At 72.0% G+C, this 18,083-nt stretch carries 14 protein-coding genes; 10 read left to right on the top strand and 4 right to left on the bottom strand.

All coding sequences use genetic code 11. The features are described from left to right. Positions 1 to 22: 22 nt before the first annotated feature. The 10 genes from sucC (at position 23) to RBR11_RS06305 (ending at position 12,951) form a co-directional block, all read left to right on the top strand. Entirely contained in the window at positions 23 to 1,189 is a 1,167-nt protein-coding gene (sucC, locus tag RBR11_RS06350; RefSeq protein WP_308488478.1) for an ADP-forming succinate--CoA ligase subunit beta, read from the top strand. 40 nt (positions 1,190 to 1,229) lie between these two features. Next, a complete protein-coding gene (gene sucD / locus RBR11_RS06345) occupies positions 1,230 to 2,141 on the top strand; it encodes a succinate--CoA ligase subunit alpha (protein WP_308488477.1) in 912 nt (303 codons plus the stop codon). 197 nt (positions 2,142 to 2,338) lie between these two features. Further along, on the top strand, positions 2,339 to 3,577 hold the full coding sequence (locus RBR11_RS06340; RefSeq protein WP_308488476.1) for a cell division protein PerM: 1,239 nt from the start codon (positions 2,339 to 2,341) through the stop codon (positions 3,575 to 3,577). Positions 3,578 to 3,650: 73 nt separating this feature from the next. Further along, positions 3,651 to 4,280, top strand: a complete 630-nt coding sequence (purN, locus tag RBR11_RS06335) for a phosphoribosylglycinamide formyltransferase (RefSeq protein ID WP_308488475.1) — start codon at positions 3,651 to 3,653, stop codon at positions 4,278 to 4,280. Between the two features lie 24 nt (positions 4,281 to 4,304). Continuing rightward, complete coding sequence (gene purH, locus RBR11_RS06330) at positions 4,305 to 5,912, top strand: bifunctional phosphoribosylaminoimidazolecarboxamide formyltransferase/IMP cyclohydrolase (protein WP_308488474.1); 1,608 nt, start codon at positions 4,305 to 4,307, stop codon at positions 5,910 to 5,912. Between the two features lie 217 nt (positions 5,913 to 6,129). Beyond that, complete coding sequence (locus tag RBR11_RS06325; RefSeq protein ID WP_308488473.1) at positions 6,130 to 7,680, top strand: AlkA N-terminal domain-containing protein; 1,551 nt, start codon at positions 6,130 to 6,132, stop codon at positions 7,678 to 7,680. After that, positions 7,677 to 8,183 carry a methylated-DNA--[protein]-cysteine S-methyltransferase gene (locus tag RBR11_RS06320; RefSeq protein ID WP_308488472.1) on the top strand — a complete coding sequence of 169 codons (507 nt, stop codon included), beginning with the start codon at positions 7,677 to 7,679 and terminating at the stop codon, positions 8,181 to 8,183. Before RBR11_RS06325 ends, RBR11_RS06320 begins: the two co-directional genes overlap by 4 nt. A 104-nt stretch (positions 8,184 to 8,287) precedes the next feature. Then, entirely contained in the window at positions 8,288 to 8,848 is a 561-nt protein-coding gene (locus tag RBR11_RS06315; RefSeq protein WP_308488471.1) for a cysteine hydrolase family protein, read from the top strand. 336 nt (positions 8,849 to 9,184) lie between these two features. After that, a complete protein-coding gene (locus RBR11_RS06310) occupies positions 9,185 to 11,137 on the top strand; it encodes an ABC transporter ATP-binding protein (protein ID WP_308488470.1) in 1,953 nt (650 codons plus the stop codon). Then, on the top strand, positions 11,134 to 12,951 hold the full coding sequence (locus RBR11_RS06305; protein ID WP_308488469.1) for an ABC transporter ATP-binding protein: 1,818 nt from the start codon (positions 11,134 to 11,136) through the stop codon (positions 12,949 to 12,951). The genes RBR11_RS06310 and RBR11_RS06305 overlap by 4 nt, the downstream gene beginning before the upstream one ends. Before the next feature lie 147 nt (positions 12,952 to 13,098). Here RBR11_RS06305 and RBR11_RS06300 read toward each other — a convergent pair whose 3' ends face one another. The 4 genes from RBR11_RS06300 to RBR11_RS06285 are packed head-to-tail and all read right to left on the bottom strand — an operon-like array spanning position 13,099 to position 18,012. Next, a complete protein-coding gene (locus RBR11_RS06300; RefSeq protein ID WP_308488468.1) occupies positions 13,099 to 14,607 on the bottom strand; it encodes a sulfate adenylyltransferase subunit 1 in 1,509 nt (502 codons plus the stop codon). Beyond that, positions 14,607 to 15,557 (bottom strand): sulfate adenylyltransferase subunit CysD, encoded by a 951-nt coding sequence (gene cysD, locus RBR11_RS06295; protein WP_308488467.1) that lies wholly within the window; start codon positions 15,555 to 15,557, stop codon positions 14,607 to 14,609. Before cysD ends, RBR11_RS06300 begins: the two co-directional genes overlap by 1 nt. Beyond that, positions 15,554 to 16,294, bottom strand: a complete 741-nt coding sequence (locus RBR11_RS06290) for a phosphoadenylyl-sulfate reductase (RefSeq protein WP_308488466.1) — start codon at positions 16,292 to 16,294, stop codon at positions 15,554 to 15,556. Before RBR11_RS06290 ends, cysD begins: the two co-directional genes overlap by 4 nt. Then, positions 16,291 to 18,012: a nitrite/sulfite reductase gene (locus tag RBR11_RS06285; protein ID WP_308488465.1), complete on the bottom strand. Its 1,722-nt coding sequence runs from the start codon at positions 18,010 to 18,012 to the stop codon at positions 16,291 to 16,293. Before RBR11_RS06285 ends, RBR11_RS06290 begins: the two co-directional genes overlap by 4 nt. Positions 18,013 to 18,083 lie beyond the last annotated feature (71 nt).

Genomic DNA, 18,083 nt, shown 5'->3' with positions numbered 1-18,083 from the left:
CGCAACCAGCGAAGGACTGCACGTGGACCTCTACGAGTACCAGGCACGAGACCTTTTCGAGAAGTACGGAGTGCCGGTCCTCGCCGGCATCGTCGCCGACACCCCCGAGGAGGTGAAGGCAGCCGCGGAGAAGATCGGCGGCGTGGTCGTCGTGAAGGCGCAGGTCAAGGTCGGCGGTCGCGGCAAGGCCGGCGGCGTGAAGGTCGCGAAGACTCCGGAAGAGGCCTACGAGGCCGCGAAGGCGATCCTCGGCCTGGACATCAAGGGCCACGTCGTCAAGCGCGTCATGGTCGCCGCGGGGGCGCGCATCGCCGAGGAGTTCTACTTCTCCGTGCTGCTGGACCGCGCCAACCGCTCCTACCTGAGCCTCTGCTCGGTCGAGGGCGGCATGGAGATCGAGCAGCTCGCGGTCGAGAAGCCCGAGGCGCTCGCCCGGGTCGAGGTCAACGCGCTGTCCGGCATCGACAAGGCCAAGGCCGTCGAGATCGCCCGGGCCGCGAACTTCCCCGAGGAGCTCGTCGACAAGGTGTCCGACGTCTTCGTCACGCTCTACGACGTCTACAAGGGCGAGGGCGCCACGCTCGTCGAGGTGAACCCGCTGGTGCGCACCGAGGACGGCGACATCATCGCCCTCGACGGCAAGGTCACCCTCGACGACAACGCATCCGAGGTGCGCCACCCCGAGCACGAGGAACTCGCCGACAAGGCGAGCGAGGACCCGCTCGAGGCCAAGGCGAAGGCGTCCGGCCTCAACTACGTCAAGCTCGACGGCGAGGTCGGCATCATCGGCAACGGCGCGGGCCTGGTCATGTCCACCCTCGACGTCGTCGCCTACGCCGGTGAGAGCCACGGAAACGTGAAGCCCGCCAACTTCCTCGACATCGGCGGCGGCGCGAACGCGCAGGTCATGGCCAACGGCCTCGACGTCATCCTCGGCGACGCGCAGGTCAAGAGCGTGTTCGTGAACGTCTTCGGCGGCATCACCTCCTGCGTCGCCGTCGCAGAAGGCATCGTCAAGGCCCTCGAGATCCTCGGCGACGCGGCCACCAAGCCGCTCGTCGTGCGGCTCGACGGCAACCAGGTCGAAGAGGGCCGCGCGATCCTCGCCGCGGCCAACCACCCCCTCGTCACTCTCGCCGCCACCATGGACGAGGGCGCCGACAAGGCCGCAGAGCTGGCGAACGCCTGAGCCTTCGACAGGCTCAGGGACCGGAAAAGGATTAGGGAAAATGTCGATCTACCTCAACAAGGACTCCAAGGTCATCGTCCAGGGCATCACCGGCGGTGAGGGCACCAAGCACACCGCTCTGATGCTGAAGGCCGGCACCGACGTCGTCGGCGGCGTCAACGCCCGCAAGGCCGGAACCACCGTGTCGCACATCGACCAGAACGGCAACCCCGTCGAGCTGCCCGTCTTCGGGTCGGTCGCCGAGGCCATCGAGAAGACCGGTGCGAACGTGTCGGTCGCGTTCGTGCCGCCGGCGTTCACCAAGGACGCGATGATCGAGGCCATCGACGCCGAGATCCCGCTGCTCGTGGTCATCACCGAGGGCGTCCCGGTGGGCGACTCCGCCGAGGCCTGGGCGTACGCGATCGAGAAGGGCAACAAGACCCGGATCATCGGCCCGAACTGCCCCGGCATCATCACCCCGGGTGAGGCGCTCGCGGGCATCACGCCGGCGAACATCACCGGCAAGGGCCCGATCGGCCTGGTTTCCAAGTCGGGCACCCTGACGTACCAGATGATGTTCGAGCTGCGCGACCTGGGCTTCTCCACCGCCATCGGCATCGGCGGCGACCCGGTCATCGGCACCACGCACATCGACGCGCTCGCCGCGTTCGAGGCCGACCCGGAGACCCAGGCGATCGTCATGATCGGCGAGATCGGCGGCGACGCCGAGGAGCGCGCGGCCGACTTCATCAAGGCGAACGTCACCAAGCCGGTCGTCGGCTACGTCGCGGGCTTCACCGCCCCCGAGGGCAAGACCATGGGCCACGCCGGCGCCATCGTCTCCGGCTCCGCGGGCACCGCCCAGGCGAAGAAGGAGGCCCTCGAGGCCGCGGGCGTGAAGGTCGGCAAGACCCCGTCCGAGACCGCCGCGCTGATGCGCGAGGTCATCGCCGCCCTGGTGACGGTGTAACGAGTCGCACGCGCGATCGGAGGGCCCCGGGTGTCACACCCGGGGCCCTCCGTCGTTTCGGGGTGGGACCGTGTCCCGAATTCTGCTGCCGATCCGGCCCGGCGGCAGCAGAAAGCGGGACACGGCGGTGCGGAAACCGGGACATGGTGCGGCAGAGCGGGGGTGGCCGGGGTTCAGCACGTAGGCTCGGATCCGTCATGCAACGCCTCCTCATCGTGCTCCTGGCGGCGGTCGATGCGATCGTCGCGGCGGCCGTCGGCCTCGCCGTCCTGCTCGCCCCGCTCACGCTGATCTGGGCGATCGCCTTCGGCGCCCACGCCGACTGGGGCGCGCTCTGGCCGAGCGCCGCGACCCTCTGGCAGTTCGGGCACGCCGTGCCGCTCGCGGTGTCCCTCCCCGACGCGCTCGTGCGCTCGGTCGGCATCGCGCCGAGCGCCGCGACCTTCGCGCTCTCCGTGCCGCCGCTGCTGCTCCTCGCGTTCACCGCGATCTTCGCCGCGCGCTCGGGCCGCCGTGCGGCCCTGGCCGGATCCTGGATCACCGGCGTCGTCTCCGGGACCGTCGTCTTCGCCGTGATCTCGGTCCTCGTCGCGCTGACCGGGCGTGCGCCGATCGTGACGACGGCGCTGTGGGCCGCGGTGCTCTCCCCGGCTCTCGTGTTCCTCTGCGGCGCTCTCGCCGGCGCGGTCACCTCGGCCTGGACCGAGGGCGACGGCGGACCGATCGACGCCGTGCAGGACGCCCTGGACCGGTGGCCGGACTGGGCGCACGTTCCCGGCGACGTCGTGCGCGGTGCCTTCGCCGCGGTCTCCGCCGTGATCGGCGCGGCCGCGCTCGGGCTCGCGATCGCCGCCCTCGTCCGCGGCGGCCAGGTGGTGGCGCTGTTCGAGTCGCTGCGGTCCGACGGCCTCGGCGTCGTCGTGATCGGGCTCGCCCAGCTCGCCTACGTGCCGACCCTCCTGGCCTGGAGCGTGGCGTGGCTCGCCGGCCCCGGATTCGCGATCGGCACGGGCACCGCGGTCTCCCCGGCGGGGACCGTGCTCGGGGTCGTGCCCGGCGTGCCCATGCTGGGGCTGGTGCCGGAGAACGGATCCCCCTGGTTCCTCATCGTCGTCCTGGTCCCGATCGCGGCGGGCGCGTTCGCCGGCTGGCTGATCCGCTCGCGGCAGGTCTCGGCGGGCGTCGAGGCGGCACTGCTGCCCCGAGTCGCCGTCGCATTCGGCATCGCGGTCGTGTCCGGCGCGCTCGGCGCGCTCCTCGCGGCGCTGTCGAGCGGATCTCTCGGACCGGGCCGGCTCGCGCATGCGGGACCGGAGCCCGGACCGGTCGCCCTCGCGCTCGGGATCGAGGTGTTCGTGGGCGCGGGGATCCTGCTGCTCTCCCCGCGCCGGCACGGCCTCGCGGATGAGTCCGCGGGCCACGAAGACCGATTCTGAGCGCGGCGGAACCCGGCCTGCTCCGCAGGGCCGCCGGACGGGGAGAGGCGCCCGTCCCGGCTAGACTGTGCAGGTGCTGACGGTCGCCGTTCTCATCTCGGGCACCGGCTCGAATCTTCGTGCCCTGCTCGACGCGGCCGCCGACCCCGGATTCCCCGCCCGGATCATCGTGATCGGCGCGGACCGGGAGGCGGACGGACTCGCCCACGCGGAGGCGTTCGGGATCCCCTCCTTCGTCGTGCCCTGGGAGGCGTACGACAGTCGTGAGGACTGGGGCGCCGAGCTCGACGCCCAGCTGCGGGTGTGGCAGCCCGACCTGGTCGTGCTGAGCGGGCTCATGCGCCTGCTGCCGCGCGACGTGGTCGCGGCCTGGTCTCCGCGCATCATCAACACCCACCCGGCGTACCTGCCCGAGTTCCCCGGCGCGCACGGCGTGCGCGACGCGCTCGCGGCCGGAGTCGCACAGACCGGGGCCAGCGTGATCGTGGTCGACGACGGCGTCGACAGCGGACCGGTCCTTGCGCAGGAGCGCGTCTCGGTGCTCGAGGGCGACACCGAGCACGCGCTGCACGAGCGCATCAAGCCCGTCGAACGGCGCCTGCTGATCGACGTCGTCCGCCGCATCGCCGAGGGTGACCTCGAGCTCGGCGCCCGCCCCGCAGATCTGGATGCTCATCGGCCGCAGGCCGCTGACGAGAACTGAAGCCCCTCCCGGAAGGAACCCCCGATGGCCGGTCCCCGACACGATCCCTCCCTCTACCGCGACCGCGACGTGGTGCCGGTGCGCCGCGCACTCGTCTCCGTCAGCGACAAGGCCGGCCTCGTGCCGCTCGCGCAGACCCTCGCCGACAACGGCGTGGAGATCGTGTCGACCGGATCCACCGCGCAGTCCATCCGTGACGCGGGCATCGCCGTGACCGACGTGGCCGCCGTGACCGGCGTCGCCGAGATGCTCGACGGCCGCGTGAAGACGCTGCACCCGTCGATCCACGGCGGACTGCTCGCCGACCTCCGCCTCGAGGACCACGAGCGTCAGCTGCAGGAGAAGGGGATCGCCCCGTTCGAGCTCGTCGTGGTGAACCTGTACCCGTTCGTGCAGACCGTCGCCTCGGGCGCCACCGGGGACGACGTCGTGGAGCAGATCGACATCGGCGGTCCCGCGATGGTCCGCGCTGCCGCGAAGAACCACGCCAACGTCGCGATCGTCGTCTCGCCGGAGTCGTACCCGGCCATCATCGACGCGGTCACCGCGGGCGGCACGTCGCTCTCGCAGCGGCGCGAGCTGGCCGCACGCGCGTTCGCGCACACGGCCGCCTACGACACCGCGGTCGCGCAGTGGTTCTCCGAGGGCACCCTGAGCTCCGACTCCGACCTCCCGGCGCACCTCACGATCAATGCCGAACGCCTGGCCACGCTGCGCTACGGCGAGAACTCGCACCAGCGCGCCGCGATCTACACCCGGGCCGGCGGGCACGGCATCGCCCAGGCCACGCAGCTGCAGGGCAAGGAGATGTCGTACAACAACTACGTCGACGCCGACGCCGCCCTGCGCGCCGCGTACGACATGGTCCACCCGGCCGTCGCGATCATCAAGCACGCCAACCCGTGCGGCATCGCGACCACCGCGCCGAACGCCCTCGACCCGATCGCCAGCGCCCACCTGCGCGCGCACGAGTGCGACCCGGTGTCGGCGTACGGCGGCGTGATCGCCGCGAACGGCACCGTGACGCTGAAGATGGCCGAGAACCTGAAGGACATCTTCACCGAGGTCATCGTCGCGCCCGCGTTCGAGCCGGCCGCGCTCGAGGTGTTCAAGGCGAAGAAGAACCTGCGTCTGCTGCAGCTCCCCGACGACTGGCAGCAGGAGCGCATGGACGTGCGCCTCGTCTCCGGGGGCCTGCTGCTGCAGGACGCCGACCGCTTCCCGGACGACATCGTCTCGGTCGCGAAGAACTGGGAGCTCGTCTCCGGCGAGCGTCCGGACGAGCTGGAGATGGAGAACCTCATCTTCGCGTGGAAGGCCTGCCGGGCCGTGAAGTCCAACGCGATCGTCCTCGCCAAGGGCAACGCCACGGTCGGCGTCGGCATGGGCCAGGTCAACCGGGTCGACTCCTGCCGCCTCGCGGTCGAGCGCGCCGGCGACCGCGCGGCCGGATCCGTCGCCGCCTCCGACGCGTTCTTCCCGTTCGCGGACGGCGCGCAGGTGCTCATCGACGCGGGCGTCACCGCGATCGTGCAGCCGGGCGGATCCGTGCGAGACGGGGAGGTCGTGGATGCTGCCCGCAAGGCCGGTGTCACGATGTTCTTCACCGGGGAGCGCCACTTCTTCCACTGATCCTGAGCGGCCCCGCTCCGGGGCCGGGATCCCGGTCCCGGACCTGCACCGGACTTCGGATCCGGTCGCGCTGCTCTTTCCTGAGGGCGCTGCGGATATCGGCGCAGCGACCTCAGGATTCGACAGCGTGAGCGGAACCGGCGAGCGGCGGTTCTACCGCCACCGCAATGTCCGATTTCCGCGAGCTTGCGGGAAACGGACGTGTCAGAGTGGAGGCATGAGCCTCCCGGTGATGACCTTCGACGAGCGGTACCGTGCGATCGGCGCGCGGGACACCCGCTTCGACGGGCAGTTCGTCACGGCGGTGCGTTCGACCGGGATCTACTGCCGGCCGAGCTGCCCCGCGCGCACCCCGAAGCCGGAGAACGTGACGTTCTTCCCGACCAGCGCGGCGGCGCACGAGGCGGGCTACCGCGCCTGCAAGCGCTGCCTGCCCGAGGCTGCGCCCGGATCCCCGCAGTGGAACCTGCGCGGCGACGTCGCGGCGCGCGCCATGCGCCTCATCGCGGACGGCGTCGTGGAGCGCGAAGGCGTGCCGGGGCTGGCCGCCCGGCTCGGATACTCGTCACGCCACCTCACCCGGCTGCTGGCCGCCGAGCTCGGCGCCGGTCCGCTCGCGCTCGCCCGGGCGCACCGCGCGCACACCGCGCGGATGCTGCTCGTCGGCACCGACATGCCGATCGCCGACGTCGCGTTCTCCGCGGGATTCGCGAGCGTCCGCCAGTTCAACGACACGGTCCGCGAGGTGTTCGGCCTCGCGCCGGGAGAGCTGCGGGCTCGGCGGCACGGCTCCGGGAACGGCCGGACCGCGCCGGATCCGGCCGTCGCGCCTCCCGGCGAGATCGACCTGCTGCTGCCGTACCGCGCCCCGTTCGACGGCGACGGCCTGTTCGCGTGGATGCGCGCCAGGGCGCTGCCCGGAGTCGAGAGCGCGGCGGAGCGGTCGTTCGCCCGGCACCTCCGCCTCGACGGCGGCCCGGGCTGGTTCGAGTTGCGCGTCGACGACCGGGAGCGCCTGCACCTGCGCGCCCGGCTCACCCAGCTCGGCGACCTCGCCCCGCTCGTCGCCCGCGCCCGACGGCTGTTCGACCTCGACGCGGATCCGCAGGCCGTCGACGCGGCCCTCTCCGCGCACGCCGAGCTCGCGCCGCTCGTCGCTCGGACACCGGGCATCCGGGTGCCGGGCGCCGCCGATCCGCACGAGATGCTCATCCGCGCGATGGTCGGTCAGCAGATCACCGTCGCCGCCGCCCGCACCGCCCTGACGCAGCTCGCTCACGAGCTGGGGGAGCGGGTCGGATCCGCCGACGATGCGGAGCGGGGGATCCTCTTCCCGACCATGGCCGCGATCGCCGAGCACGGCGCCGAGGTGCTGCGCGGACCCGCCGCCCGGATCCGCGCGATCACGGGAGCCGCCGCCGCGCTCGCGGACGGATCCCTCCGCCTCACCCTCGGCGACGACGGCGAGGCGCAGCGCGGCGCCCTGCTGGCGATGCCGGGGATCGGCCCGTGGACGGCCGACTACGTGCGGATGCGCGTGCTCGGCGACCCCGACGTGCTCCTGCCCGGCGACGTCGCCGCCCGCGCCGGAGCCGCCGCCGCGGGGATCCCCTCGGATCCCGTCCCGCTCGACACCTGGGCCGCGCGCACCGCGCCGTGGCGCAGCTACCTCACCGCGCACCTCTGGCGCGCGGCCCCGGCGCGACCGCCGGGGCGCGCCGCCCGGACGCGCACACCGAAGACCACGATCACGGAAGGATCGAAATGACCGCCCTCATCCAGACCGTCGACACCCCCGACGGCCCGTTCACCATCCTCACCGACGAGCACGACCGCGTCCTCTCCTCGGGCTGGACCGCCGACCGGGAGGCGATCCTGAACCGCCTGCCCGAGAAGCACCGCCCGGCGGACATCGCGGAGGGATCCACGTCCGCCGCGGACGCCGTCGCGGCCTACTACGCCGGGGACGTCGCCGCGATCGACGCCGTCGAGGTCCGCCAGTTCGGCACGGACATGCAGTACGCCGGCTGGGCGGCCCTGCGCCGCATCGAGCCCGGCCGCCCGCTCACCTACACCGAGTTCGCGGTCGAGCTGGGCAGCCCCGGTTCCGTCCGCCCGGCCGCCTCGATCTGCGCGCGCAACGCCCCGGCCCTGTTCGTACCCTGCCACCGGGTGCTGCGCACCGACGGCACCCTCGGCGGCTTCGCCTGGGGCGTGGACGTGAAGCAGCGCCTCCTCGACCGCGAGGCGGCATCGCTCGTGGTGGCCTGAGCCGCGCACCGGCACGGGCGTCCCCGGTCCCTCCGGACGCCCGTGCCGGGCGCAGGCTACGCTGGCCACGGCGACCGGACGGGCCGCCCTGAGTCGGAGGATCCATGCGCCGCGCCCTCGTCATCGTCGACATCCAGCGGGACTACTTCCCCGGCGGAGCCTTCCCGCTCGCCGGGCCGGAAAAGGCCGCGGCGGCGGCGGCACGGGTGCTCGCCGGGTTCCGCGAGAGCGGGCAGCCCGTCGTGCACGTGCGCCACGTCTGGGACGCCAGGGACGCGATCTTCCTGCGTCCCGGCACGCCGGGCGCCGAGATCCACCCGGTGGTCGCTCCGCAGGCGGGAGAGCCCGTGCTCGACAAGACCGAGCCGAATGCCTTCCTCGGTACCGACCTCTCCGAGCGCCTTGATGCGCTCGCCGCGGACGAGGTCGTGATCGTCGGCATGATGACGAGCATGTGCATCGATTCGACCGTGCGCGCCGCCGCCGAGCGGGGCCATGCCGTGCGCGTCGTCGCGGATGCCTGCGCAGCCCCGGATCTCGAGTTCCGCGGTGTGGCGCTGCCCGGAGCCCAGGTGCATGCCGCCTTCCTGGCGGCGCTCGCCGCAGGGTTCGCGACCGTGACGACCGCGGACGAGCTGATCGCGGAGCTGACGCCGATCGGCTGAGCGCCCGCCGCAGGGCGCCGGGAAGACGCGAGCGCCGCAGGATCCGGATCCGATTCCCGGAAAGCGCTTGCGCTCAGGAAGATCACAGACATAGGCTGGTGGGCTGTCGCGTCGACCGACCGACGGCTGCCGAACCGAGGAGGACATCATGCCCGCGATCACCACTGCATCGTTCATCCGCCCTGTCCCCGGTTCGCTCCTCGCCCCGGCCGAGGCCTGACTCCGAGCACAGCTCCGAGCGCAGCTCCGCCGGCCCCGCGGCCGCCGTATGAACGGATGCATTGCATCCGTCCTTTCTCGTCCCCTCCGTCCTGTGACACGTAACCGCTGAGAACCATGTCTGAGAACCCCTCGTCGTCCCCCACCCCCACCAACCCCCCGCTGTCGACGCCCCGCGCCCTCGCGCGCCTGGCGCCGTTCGTGAAGCCCGTCGCCTGGCGCCTGATCGGCGGCGGCCTGTCCGCCCTCGCCGCCGCGGTCATCGCGCTGTGCGTGCCGCTGCTGCTCCAGGTCGTGCTGGAAGGGCCGATCGCCTCCGGCGAGATCGGCGCGATCGTCTGGGGCGCGGTCGCCATCGCCGCGCTCGCGCTCGGCGAGGCGGTCATGGTGTGGCTGCGCCGCCAGTTCGTGCTGAAGCCCGCCACCCAGGTCGAGTACACGATGCGCACCCAGCTGTACGCGCGGCTGCAGACCCTGCCGGTCGCGTTCCACGACCGCTGGCAGTCCGGCCAGCTGCTCAGCCGGATGATGCAGGACATCGGCCTCATCCGCCGTTGGCTCGCGTTCGGCGTCGTGCTGCTCGTCGTCAACCTGCTCACGATCCTGATCGGTGCGGCCCTGCTGTTCCGCTGGCACTGGCTGCTCGGCACGATCTTCCTGATCACCGCCGTCCCGCTGTGGATCTCGGGCTTCCTGTTCGAGAAGCACTATGGCGTGCTCACCCGTCGCAGCCAGGATCAGGCCGGCGACCTCGCCACGAGCGTCGAGGAGAGCGTGCACGGCATCCGCGTGCTGAAGGCGTTCGGCCGCGGCAAGCACGCGCTGCTGAAGTTCAGCGATCAGGCCGAGTCGCTGCGCACGACCGAGCTGAGCAAGGCGAAGGCCGTGGGCTGGATCTGGTTCTGGCTCGTGTTCATGCCGGAGGTCGCGTTCGCGGTCAACCTCGTCGCCGGCATCTGGCTGATCGCGCAGGGCGCCCTGAACGCGCCGGAGCTGTTCGCGTACTTCGCGATGGCGACGGTGCTGCGCTGGCCGATCGAGTCGATCGGCTTCCTGTTCTCGTTCCTGCTGGACGCGCGCACCGCGACCGACCGCGTCTTCGAGATCTACGACGCGCAGAACACGATCACGGATCCCGCGACGCCGACCACCGTCCGTGCGCCGCGCGGCGAGCTCGCGTTCGAGGGCGTGCACTTCCGATACCAGGACGCCCGCCCCCACGAGCGCGACCTGCTCGACGGCGTGGACCTCGTGCTGCGGCCGGGCGAGACGATGGCGCTGGTCGGCATCACCGGATCCGGCAAGACCACGCTCACGACGCTGCCGACGCGCCTGTACGACGTGACCGGCGGGCGGGTGACCCTCGACGGCGTCGACGTGCGGGATCTGACCCTCGCCGAGCTGCGCACGCACATCGCGATGGCGTTCGAGGATGCGACGCTGTTCTCCGCGACCGTGCGCGAGAACGTGCTGCTGGGCCGGGCGGATCTGGACATCCGCAGCCCCGAGGCGGAGCGCGTGCTCCGCGAGGCGCTCGATGTCGCCCAGGCCGGCTTCGTGGACACGCTGCCCGAGGGCACCGAGACGCTGATCGGCGAGGAGGGGCTGAGCCTCTCCGGCGGTCAGCGGCAGCGGCTCGCCCTCGCGCGGGCGGTCGCGGCCAAGCCCCGGGTGCTCGTGCTCGACGACCCGCTGTCGGCGCTCGACGTCGACACCGAGGCGCTCGTCGAGGAGGCGCTGCGGCACGTGCTCGCCGAGACGACCGCGCTCATCGTGGCGCACCGTCCGTCGACCGTCGCCCTCGCCGACCGCGTCGCGCTGCTGCAGCAGGGGCGGGTGAGCGCCGTCGGCACGCACTCTGAGCTGCTGCGCGCGAGCGCGCACTACCGGCACGTGATCTCCAGCCTGGAGGCGGAGCAGGCCGCGCGCACCGGCGCGATCCCGGTCGTGGGGTCCGCCGCTCCCGCGCCCGAGCCCGATCCCGATCCGGTCGCCGAGCCGGATCCGGTCCCTGAGCCCGTCGCAGGGACCCCCGTCACCCACACCGAGACCGAGGAGGTGCAGGCATGAGCGCCGTCGAGACCGTCGGGACCAAGGACGAGGACCGCTCCAACCTGACCCGGGAGGAGAACGCCGCGATTCGGCGCCGTTCGCTGCGGCTGTTCGGATCCCTCATCGCGCCGCTGCGCGTGCAGATCGTGCTCACGGCACTCGTGCTGGTGATCTCGACCGCGGCTCAGGTCGCCGGCCCCGCGCTCGTCGCGTACGGCCTGAACACCGCGCTGCCGGCCGTGCTGCAGCACGCGGACTGGATGCCGACCCTCGGCGTCGGGATCGTGTTCCTCGTGGTCGGCGCGGTCGGATCCGCCCTCATCGGCTGGTACGCCGTGCTGACCGCCCGGATCACGCAGGCGGTGCTCATCGACCTGCGCAAGCGCATGTTCCTGCACACCCAGCGGCTCAGCCTGGAGTTCCACGAGAGCTACACCTCGGGCCGGATCATCTCCCGCCAGACGAGCGACCTGGACTCGATCCGGGAGCTCCTCGACGGCGGATTGAACCAGCTCGTCTCCGGGCTGCTCTACGGCGTGTTCACGTTCGTCGCGCTCGTGCTGGTGGACTGGCCCTCGGGCGTCGTGCTCGTGCTCGCCGGAGTGCCGCTCGTGTATCTGATGCGCTGGTTCTACCAGCGCTCGCAGCGGGTGTACCGCGAGTCGCGGGTGATCAGCGCCAAGGTGATCGTGCAGTTCGTCGAGACCATGACAGGGATCCGCGCGGTGAAGGCGTTCCGCAAGGAGCCGCGCAACGACGTGTCCTTCCAGGGCGTCGCGGGCGAGTACCGCGACGTCAACCGCCGCTCGATGCTGCTGTTCGGCACGTTCGAGCCGGGGCTGATGGCCGTCGCGGCGCTGACGCTCGGCGTCGTCGTGGTCTGGGGCGGGGTGCGCATGGCGGACGGGCAGATCCAGGTCGGCATCCTGCTGGCCGCGGTGCTGTATGTGCGCAACTTCTTCGCGCCGATGCAGGACATCGCGATGTTCCTGAACTCCTTCCAGTCCGCGACCGCGGCCCTGGAGAAGGTGTCGGGCGTGCTCGACGAGGTGCCGACGGTGCCGGATCCGGCGAAGCCCGTCGACCTGTGGAGGTCCGCGGGGCACGTGCGCTTCGACGGCGTCGAGTTCGGGTACTCGGCGGATCGGACGATCCTGCCGGACTTCACCCTGGACATCCCGGCGGGGCAGACGATCGCGCTGGTGGGCACCACCGGCGCGGGCAAGTCGACGCTCGCCAAGCTCGTGTCGCGGTTCTACGACCCGACCGCGGGCGCGGTGACGCTGGACGGCGTGGATCTGCGCGACCTGCACCCGAAGGACCTCCGCCGCGCGATCGTCATGGTCACCCAGGAGGCGTACCTGTTCAGCGGCACGGTCGCCGACAACATCGCGCTCGGCAAGCCCGACGCGACGCTCGAGGAGATCCGCGCGGCCGCCCGCGCCGTGGGCGCCGACGCGTTCATCGAGTCTCTGCCGGACGGCTACGGCACCGACGTGAACAAGCGCGGCGGACGGGTGTCGGCCGGGCAGCGGCAGCTGATCTCGTTCGCGCGCGCGTTCCTCGCCGACCCGGCCGTGCTGATCCTGGACGAGGCGACCGCCTCGCTGGACATCCCGTCGGAGCGGCTGATCCAGGACGCCCTGCAGACCCTGCTCGCCGACCGCACCGCGATCATCATCGCGCACCGCCTGTCGACGGTGGCGATCGCCGATCGCGTGCTGGTCATGGAGCACGGCCGCATCATCGAGGACGACGCCCCCGACGTGCTCATCGCCGGCACCGGCAAGTTCGCCCAGCTGCACAGCGCCTGGCAGCAGACGCTGGTGTAGGGGCTGTTCGCTGGTCGCGACACGCCCTCAAACGCCGCGGCGGACCCCGGGGGGCGGCCACCCCACCGGGGGGGGGGGGGGGGGGGGGGGGCGGGGGGGTGCGCCGCCGGGGGGGGGGGGGCCCCCCCCCCCCCCCACCCCGCATGATCACGTGGTCTCGACGACGGTCGCGGCGGCGAGGGTCGCGCCGTCGGCGGGGTGGATGAGCAGCAGCGCGCCGCCCTCGCGGTCGTCGGCGTAGGTCTCGAGCGGCAGCGGGGACGCGAAGCGGATCCGCACCCGGCCGATCTCGTTCACGGCCAGCTCGGACGCGTCCTCGAGGGCGAGGGTGTCCAGGTCGCGGCGGGAGAGCACCTCGCTCACGATCGCCTGCACCGTGGACGTGCCGTGCTTGGCCAGCACGCGGGCGCCCGGAGTGATCGGCCGGACATCGAGCTGGAAGATCTCGACCTCGGCCTCCTGGTGCCCGGTCGGCAGGGTGCCGGCGGCGGCGATGAGGGCGCCGCGGGCGGCGTCGACCTCGTCGGCGAGTGTGACGGCGATCGACTGCGCGGTGTGCGCGTACTCCGCCTCCCGGCCGGCGACGCGGATCCCGGTCACGGTCGTCTCGTGCCCGCCGGGGAAGACCTGCACGCGGTCGCCGACCCGGACGGATCCGCTCGACACGCGCCCGGCGAAGCCGCGGTAGTCGCGGAGCCCGGCGGCCTCGTCCTCATCGATCAGCGCCGAGACGCCTCCCTGGGGGCGGATCACGGTCTGCACCGGCAGGCGGAACGCGGCGTCCTCCTCGGCGGCGCGTGCGGGCAGCGTCTCGAGCAGCTCCCGCAGCGTCGGGCCGCCGTACCAGGGGGTGCGCTCGGAGGCGTCCACGATGTTGTCGCCCTCGAGGGCCGACACCGGGATGACGTGCGCGTCGATCAGGCCGAGCTCGACCGCGACCTGGTTCGCCTGCTCCTCGACGGCGCGGTAGCGCTTCTCGTCGAAGCCCGTGAGGTCGATCTTGTTCACCGCGATGATGACGTGCGGCACGCGCAGCAACGACACCACGGCGAGGTGGCGGCGGGTCTGCTCGACGACGCCCTTGCGCGCGTCGATGAGCACGACCACGGCGTCGGCGGTCGCGGATCCGGTGACCATGTTGCGGGTGTACTGCACGTGCCCGGGGCAGTCGGCGAGGATGAAGCTGCGCGCATCGGTCGAGAAGTAGCGGTAGGCCACGTCGATCGTGATGCCCTGCTCGCGCTCGGCGCGCAGACCGTCGGTGAGCAGCGCGAAGTCGAACTCGCCGTGCGCGAAGCCGCGGTCGGCGGAGGTGCGCGCGACCTGCTCGAGCTGGTCGGCGAGGATCGCCTTCGCGTCGTGCAGGAGTCGGCCGACGAGCGTGGACTTGCCGTCGTCGACGGATCCCGCGGTCGCGAACCGGAACAGGGTCGTGTCCCGCAGCAGCGCCGAGGCTCCCTCACGGTCGTTGAGCGAGGACGGCGAAGCCGCCTGCTTTTCGGGGTCGTTGAGCGACGACGGCGAAGTCGCGTGCTTTTCGGGGTCGTTGAGCGAGGACGGCGAAGCCGACCGAGACGAAACGCGGCTTCCGGCGGGCGATGGCGTTTCGTCTCGCTTCGCTCGCTCAACGACCTCAGAGGTCTCGGTGGTGCTCATCAGAAGTATCCGTTCTTCTTGCGGTCCTCCATGGCGGCCTCGCTGATCCGGTCGTCGGCGCGCGTGGCGCCGCGCTCGGTGAGCGTGGAGCGGGCGACCTCGGCGACGACCGCGTCGACCGTGTCGGCGTCGGACTCGACGGCGCCGGTGCAGCTCGCGTCGCCGACCGTGCGGTAGCGGACGACGCGGCGCTCGACCTGCTCGCCCTCGCGGGGCCGGGCGTGCTCGTTCACGGCCCACCACATGCCGTCGCGGCGGAACACCTCGCGCTCGTGCGCCAGGTACAGCGGCGGCAGGGCGATCCGCTCGCGGGCGATGTAGCGCCACACGTCGAGCTCGGTCCAGTTCGAGATCGGGAACGCGCGCACGTGCTTGCCGGGGGTGTGCCGACCGTTGTACAGGCTCCACAGTTCGGGGCGCTGGTTGCGCGGATCCCACTGCCCGAACTCGTCGCGCAGGGAGATGATGCGCTCCTTGGCGCGGGCCTTGTCCTCGTCACGACGGGCTCCGCCGAACACGGCATCGTGCTTGCCGGCGGCGATCGCGTCGAGCAGCGGCTGCGTCTGCAGCACGTTGCGGGTGCCGTCGGGGCGCTCGGCCAGGCGGCCGTCGTCGATGTAGTCCTGCACCCGCGCGACCTCGAGCGTGAGTCCGAGGCGCTCGACCGTCTCGTCGCGGAACCGGATCACCTCGTCGAAGTTGTGGCCGGTGTCGACGTGCAGCACCGAGAACGGGATCCGGCCGGGCGCGAAGGCGCGCGCGGCGAGGTGCAGCACGAGCACGGAGTCCTTGCCGCCGGAGAACAGCAGCACGGGTCGCTCGAACTCGGCGACGACCTCGCGGATGATGTGGATCGCCTCGGCCTCGAGCAGGTCGAGGCCGCTCAGGGTCGGCGCCGCAGCGCGGCCGGCCAGGGCCGGGACCGGGGCGGTGAGGGTGTCGATGCTCATAGGTGGAGTCCGCATTCCGTCTTCGAGAGCCCGGCCCAGCGGCCGGAGCGGGGGTCTTCGCCGGCCGCGACGGGCCTGGTGCACGGGGCGCAGCCGATCGAGGGGTACCCGTTCGCGACGAGCGGGTTCACCACGACCTCGTGCGCGGTGGCGTAGTCGATGAGGTCGTCGAAGCTCCAGCTCGCGACCGGGTTGACCTTGATCAGGCCGTTGCGCTCGTCGAAGACGATGACCGGGGTGTTCGTGCGGGTGGGCGCCTCGTCGCGGCGCACCCCCGTGAACCACACCTCGTAGCCGCCGAGCGCCTGGTGCAGCGGGGCGACCTTGCGGCGCTCGCAGCACAGCGCGGGGTCGCGGGAGAAGAGGTCCTTGCCGAACTCCTCGTCCTGTTCGCGCACGGTCTGGGCGGGCTTGACGTCGACGATCCGCACGTCCAGGGTGCGGGCGACCTCGTCGCGCGTGAACGTCGTCTCGAGGAAGTGGTAGCCGGTGTCGAGGAACAGCACGTCCACGCCGGGGATCGCCTCGGCGACGAGGTGGGGGAGCGCGGCGTCGGCCATCGAGCAGGCCACGGCGGCCAGGCGCGGGGAGACGTTCGCGGCGACCCAGGCGACGACCTCGGCGGGGGAGGCCTCGTCGGCGGATCCGCTGCGCAGCTCGCGGGCGCCCCGCTCGGCGAGCGCGCGGAGCTCGTCGATGCTGCGGCGCGCGGGGCGGAGATCGAGGGCGATGCTCATACCAGTGCCTCCTCGTCGGCGCGGTGTGCCCAGGTCGCGAACGTCTCGTCCGCGTCGACGCGGTCGGCCAGGTAGCGGCGGATCACGCGCTCGGCGTAGTCCGCGATCCCGTCGGCCGGAACCTTGAGGCCGCGCACGGTGCGGCCGAGGCCGGCCTCCTCGCGGTCGGAGTTCGCGAGGCCGCCGCCGAGGTGCACCTGGTAGCCGGGCACCTGCTCGCCGTCGATCATGACGAGCTGGCCCTTGAGGCCGATGTCGGCGGTCTGGATGCGTGCGCACGAGTTCGGGCAGCCGTTCACGTGGAGCGTGATCGGGCGGCCGATCTCGGGCTCGAGCGCACCGAGGCGCTGCTCGAGCTGCTCGATCGCGATGGTCGCGTTGACCTTGGTCTCGACGATCGCGAGCTTGCAGTACTCGATGCCGGTGCAGGCGATGGTCGCGCGGCGGAACAGGCTCGGGCGGGCTTCGAGGCCCAGCTTCGACAGGCCCGCGATGAGCGACTCCACCCGATCCTTCTCGATGTCGAGCACGAGCACCTTCTGGTACGGCGTGGTGCGGACCCGGGAGGATCCGTGCGCCTCGGCGAGATCGGCGAGCCCGGTGAGCACGGTGCCGGAGACCCGGCCGACCGCGGGGGCCGCGCCGACGAAGTAGAGGCCGTCCTTCTGCAGATGCACGCCGACGTGGTCGCCCTTGCCGACCGGCTTCGGGGCGGCGGGGCCGTCGGGCAGCGGCGTCTCGAGGTACTCGCCCTCCAGCACCTGGCGGAACTTCTCCGTGCCCCAGTCGGCCAGCAGGAATTTCAGTCGCGCCTTGTTGCGCAGGCGCCGGTAGCCGTAGTCCCGGAAGATCTGCGTCACCCCGTGCCAGACCTCGGCCACGCGGTCGGGGCTGACGAAGACCCCGAGGCGCTCGCCGAGCCGCGGCACGGTGGAGAGGGCGCCGCCGACCCACAGGTCGTAGCCGATCCCGAGCTCGGGGTGTTCGACGGCGACGAAGGCGCAGTCGTTGATCTCGTGCACGACGTCCTGGCTGGGGTGGCCGGTGATCGCGGTCTTGTACTTGCGGGGCAGGTTCGCAAGCGTCTCGTCGCCGATGAACCGCTCGGCGATCTCGAGGATCTGCGGTGTGGGGTCGATCAGCTCGTCGGCCGCGATGCCGGCGACGGGGGATCCGAGGATCACGCGCGGCACGTCGCCGCACGCCTCGGTCGTGCTGAGGCCGACGCCCTCGAGGCGGCGCCAGATCTCGGGCACGTCCTCGACGCGCACCCAGTGCAGCTGGATGTTCTGGCGGTCGGTGATGTCGGCGGAGTCGCGCGCGAACTCGGTGGAGATCCCGCCGATCACGCGCAGCTGCTCGGTCGTGAGCTGGCCGCCGTCGATGCGCACCCGCATCATGAAGTACTCGTCCTCGAGCTCGTGCGGCTCGAGCTGGGCCGTGCGGCCGCCGTCGATGCCCGGCTTGCGCTGGGTGTACAGGCCCCACCAGCGGAACCGGCCGTGCAGGTCGGTGGGGTCGATCGAGGAGAAGCCGCCGGCGGCGTAGGTCTTCTCGATCCGCTCGCGCACGCTCAGCCCGCCGTCGGCGAGCTTCCACTCCTCATTGCCGTTGAGGGGCTCGTTGCCGTCGACGGCCCACTGGCCGTGCGGCTTCGTGGGCACGCGGGCAGTGCGGGTGCGCGCGCCGCGGACGGGGGCGATCGATTCGGAGGACATGCGGACACGGTACGTGCGGATCCTTACCGGACGCTCGAGTGTGTCAGCGGCTCCGACACGCGACGACATTC

It is taken from the genome of Microbacterium capsulatum, assembly GCF_030865425.1.
GTDB classification, from domain to species: domain Bacteria; phylum Actinomycetota; class Actinomycetes; order Actinomycetales; family Microbacteriaceae; genus Microbacterium; species Microbacterium capsulatum.
Note: the sequence above shows the minus strand (reverse complement) of the source record. Positions and strands in the feature narration are given on the sequence as shown.

Excerpts from the sequence above, each read along its gene's own strand:
- sucD (WP_308488477.1), top strand. The coding sequence starts at position 1,230 with ATGTCGATCTACCTCAACAAGGACTCCAAGGTCATCGTCCAGGGCATC.
- RBR11_RS06340 (WP_308488476.1), top strand. The coding sequence starts at position 2,339 with ATGCAACGCCTCCTCATCGTGCTCCTGGCGGCGGTCGATGCGATCGTC.
- purH (WP_308488474.1), top strand. The coding sequence starts at position 4,305 with ATGGCCGGTCCCCGACACGATCCCTCCCTCTACCGCGACCGCGACGTG.
- RBR11_RS06325 (WP_308488473.1), top strand. The coding sequence starts at position 6,130 with ATGAGCCTCCCGGTGATGACCTTCGACGAGCGGTACCGTGCGATCGGC.
- RBR11_RS06320 (WP_308488472.1), top strand. The coding sequence starts at position 7,677 with ATGACCGCCCTCATCCAGACCGTCGACACCCCCGACGGCCCGTTCACC.
- RBR11_RS06315 (WP_308488471.1), top strand. The coding sequence starts at position 8,288 with ATGCGCCGCGCCCTCGTCATCGTCGACATCCAGCGGGACTACTTCCCC.
- RBR11_RS06310 (WP_308488470.1), top strand. The coding sequence starts at position 9,185 with ATGTCTGAGAACCCCTCGTCGTCCCCCACCCCCACCAACCCCCCGCTG.
- RBR11_RS06305 (WP_308488469.1), top strand. The coding sequence starts at position 11,134 with ATGAGCGCCGTCGAGACCGTCGGGACCAAGGACGAGGACCGCTCCAAC.
- RBR11_RS06300 (WP_308488468.1), bottom strand. The coding sequence starts at position 14,607 with ATGAGCACCACCGAGACCTCTGAGGTCGTTGAGCGAGCGAAGCGAGAC.
- cysD (WP_308488467.1), bottom strand. The coding sequence starts at position 15,557 with ATGAGCATCGACACCCTCACCGCCCCGGTCCCGGCCCTGGCCGGCCGC.
- RBR11_RS06290 (WP_308488466.1), bottom strand. The coding sequence starts at position 16,294 with ATGAGCATCGCCCTCGATCTCCGCCCCGCGCGCCGCAGCATCGACGAG.
- RBR11_RS06285 (WP_308488465.1), bottom strand. The coding sequence starts at position 18,012 with ATGTCCTCCGAATCGATCGCCCCCGTCCGCGGCGCGCGCACCCGCACT.